At 55.3% G+C, this 3,400-nt stretch carries 4 protein-coding genes; all 4 read right to left on the bottom strand.

The annotated features are described in order from the left end of the window. A partial coding sequence (locus VN887_20940; protein ID HXT42487.1) for a dTDP-4-dehydrorhamnose 3,5-epimerase family protein occupies nucleotides 1–114 on the bottom strand: 114 nt, incomplete at its 3' end. 7 nt (nucleotides 115–121) lie between these two features. Next, a complete protein-coding gene (gene rfbA, locus VN887_20945) occupies nucleotides 122–1,030 on the bottom strand; it encodes a glucose-1-phosphate thymidylyltransferase RfbA (GenBank protein ID HXT42488.1) in 909 nt (302 codons plus the stop codon). Nucleotides 1,031–1,079: 49 nt separating this feature from the next. After that, on the bottom strand, nucleotides 1,080–2,150 hold the full coding sequence (gene rfbB, locus VN887_20950) for a dTDP-glucose 4,6-dehydratase (protein HXT42489.1): 1,071 nt from the start codon (nucleotides 2,148–2,150) through the stop codon (nucleotides 1,080–1,082). A 26-nt stretch (nucleotides 2,151–2,176) separates the two neighbouring features. Next, the coding region (gene wecB, locus VN887_20955; GenBank protein ID HXT42490.1) for a UDP-N-acetylglucosamine 2-epimerase (non-hydrolyzing) at nucleotides 2,177–3,400 on the bottom strand (1,224 nt) is incomplete at its 5' end.

Below are 3,400 nucleotides of genomic sequence, written 5' to 3' on the forward strand. Positions count from 1 at the left end.
TAGCTCCGCAAAAGTGCGTTCACTGTAACTTTCCAGAAAAAAACCGCGATCATCGGCGAAGACCTTAGGCTCCAGGATCAAAGCATCGTGCAGTGGTGTTTTTTGAACCTTCATGCGGACGTCAGAACACTCGCTCCTTCAGCATCTGCAGCAAATAAGCACCATACCGATTATTTTTCATCGACGAGGCGGCACGCTCGACCTGCTCGGCGGAAATGTAGCCGAGCCTGTATGCAATCTCTTCCGGACAGGCGACCATCAATCCCTGGCGCGTTTCAATCGTCTGGATGAATAGCGAGGCTTCCAGCATTGCCTCGTGGGTTCCTGTGTCCAACCAAGCCATTCCCCGCCCCATCACCGCCACCTCGAGTTGGCCGCGCTTCAGGTACTCGCGATTAACGTCTGTGATTTCGAGTTCTCCGCGAGCGGAGGGCTTTAATCCTCGGGCGATCTCTACGACCTGCGAATCGTAGAAGTACAGCCCGGTGACCGCGTAACGCGACTTCGGCGCCTTCGGCTTCTCTTCAAGGCTGAGTGCCTTGCCTTGGGAGTCAAACTCGACGACCCCGTATCTTTCCGGGTCCTGTACCGGATAGGCAAAGATGCGGGCACCGCGATCGCACTCAACGGCTGACTGAACGCTCTTCGCAAGGTCATGACCGTAGAAGATGTTGTCTCCAAGCACCAGCGCAGAACAACTGCCGTTCAGGAATTTGTCAGCGATTAGAAACGCCTGCGCAATTCCTTCGGGCCGTGCCTGGGCGATGTAAGAAATTTGCAGACCGAAGGCTGAACCATCCCCGAGAAGATGCTCGAACCTAGGAAGGTCCTGGGGAGTTGAGATCAACAATATGTCGCGAATTCCCGCCAACATGAGCGTCGAAAGCGGGTAATACACCATCGGCTTATCAAAAACCGGTAACAGGCTTTTCGCGACCGCCTGCGTCACCGGATAGAGCCGGGTGCCGGAGCCACCCGCCAGAATGATGCCTTTGTATTTTGAAGACTGCTGGGCAGATTTAGCTGTCATGAAAGTTATTTTGACTATCTAATGAGCCGCCGACATAGAAGCGGTGAAGTTACATCGAATATTGTGTCGCCATCCATTGGCGATAGCTTCCAGTTGTTACATTTTCGATCCATGCTGAGTTTTCCAGATACCACTGCACCGTTTTGCGAATCCCCGTGGCAAACGTCTCGCGCGGACGCCATCCCAGTTCGGTTTCTATTTTGGTTGCGTCCATCGCATAGCGCCGATCATGACCGGGCCGGTCGGTCACGAACTTGATCAGGTTTCGATGGGGCACCGCCGGATCATTGGGTCTAAGTTCGTCAAGCGCCGCGCAAATGGTGTTCACTACGTCGAGATTCTTGATCTCGTTTCGTCCGCCGATGTTGTAAGTCTCTCCAATACGGCCACGTGCCAAAACCGTGCGGATCGCTTCACAGTGGTCGGTCACAAACAACCAGTCGCGCACATTTTGCCCGTCACCATACACCGGAATGGGTTTCCCACGCGTCGCGTTCAGAATGACGAGCGGGATCAGCTTCTCCGGAAACTGAAATGGCCCGTAATTGTTGGAACAGTTCGTTGTCAGGACCGGCAGTCCATAAGTGTGGAAGTAAGCCCGCACGAGATGATCCGAAGCGGCTTTGGATGCCGAGTATGGGCTATTGGGCGCGTACTGCGTCGTTTCGGTAAACGCCGGATCATTCGGGCCTAGCGATCCATAGACTTCGTCGGTGGACACGTGCAAGAAACGAAACGCTGATTTCTCTTCCGGGGACAATCCCGACCAGTAAGCCCGCGACTCTTCCAGCAAACTGAATGTTCCATTCACGTTGGTGCGAACAAAATCGTCCGGCCCATGAATAGAACGGTCAACGTGGCTCTCTGCGGCAAAATGGACAATCGCGCGCGGGCGATGCGTGATCAGTAACTCGGCCATTACGTCGCGATCGCAAATGTCGCCCTGCAAAAACCTGTAACGGGGGTCTGCCGAAATACTCGCAAGGTTGGCAGGGTTCCCCGCATACGTCAGCTTGTCGAGATTAACGACTCCGGAGTTCTCGACGGCAAGCCACTGCAAAATGAAATTCGAGCCGATGAACCCGGCGCCGCCGGTGACCAGAATGGTATCCGTTGGCATCCTGTGCAAAATCGCTCCGCCTGACATTATCGGGCATTTTGCTGGATTTGTCCGCTTTCGACGGTCTGCCGGGGCGCGTCGTTACGTAGAAAGAGTTCGGCCAACGTGCCTACGATCCGAGCGGCCGCCCGTCCGTCCCACAGGTCGGGAATTTTGGACTTACGCGCAGGGGTAAGCTGAAGCCGTATCGCTTGCTGAATACCGCTGCACTTGATTCCACCCAGAATGTTCGTGCCGACCTGGACTGTCACCGGACGTTCGGTGTTATCACGAAGCGTGACGCATGGGACCCCGAGCGCGGTGGTTTCTTCCTGGATTCCGCCTGAATCAGTAACCACCAATCGCGCATTTTTCATTAGGCAGAGAAAGTCCAGATAGCCCTGAGGTGGAATCATTCGAATGCCGCGTCGCTCTGAACTTTCGCCCGGCGAAAAGTACGCCTCAAGGCCAAGCGCCCGAATTTGTTTCTGCGTACGTGGGTGGACCGGGAAAATAATCGGAACAAGAGTCCGTAACTCGCCCAGTCCTTCGAGTATCTCCACGAAGGCGCCTCGTTCGTCCACATTCGCGGCCCGGTGCAGCGTGAGAAGCGCGTAGGACTTTGACTCCAAGCCAAAGCGCTGCAGGACATCCGACGTCTCAGCCCGCTGCTCGCTACTTCGCAAAGAATCGATCATCGTGTTGCCGGCGAATACGATTTTGTGCGGCGGAATTCCTTCCTTTTGCAGATTGCGGATCGCACTCGATTCGGTAACGAACAATAAGTCTGAGATCTGGTCGGTGAGGATCCGATTGATTTCCTCCGGCATGCTGCGGTCGTTCGAGCGCAGGCCGGCCTCGACGTGAACAATGACCGGCCTTCGTGGTGTGATTTTGGCGGCGACCAGAGCGCAGGCCAATGTCGAGTTCACATCTCCCACGACCACCAAAACGTCCGGATCAGTCTCCTGAAAAACCGGCTCGAACCGCTTTATGATCTCCGCGGTCTGCTCGGCGTGCGAACCGGAACCGGCGCCAAGAAACACATCCGGCTTGGGAAGTTCGAGGTCCGCAAAGAAGGCGTCGGACATTTGCGCGTCGTAGTGCTGGCCGGTGTGGACGAGGGTGACAGAGATCTTTTTCGACCACTCCCCGCGAATCGAATTGAACTCGCGGACAGCGTTGATGATTGGCGCCGCCTTCATGAAGTTGGGGCGCGCACCAACGACGATGAGGATCTTCACACAAAAATCATCCCATTGATTTCGGGA

The organism is Candidatus Angelobacter sp., assembly GCA_035607015.1.
Lineage (GTDB): Bacteria > Verrucomicrobiota > Verrucomicrobiia > Limisphaerales > AV2 > AV2.

Bases quoted from the DNA above. Each gene is read 5' to 3' on its own strand.
- rfbA (HXT42488.1), bottom strand. From the start codon at position 1,030: ATGACAGCTAAATCTGCCCAGCAGTCTTCAAAATACAAAGGCATCATT.
- rfbB (HXT42489.1), bottom strand. From the start codon at position 2,150: ATGCCAACGGATACCATTCTGGTCACCGGCGGCGCCGGGTTCATCGGC.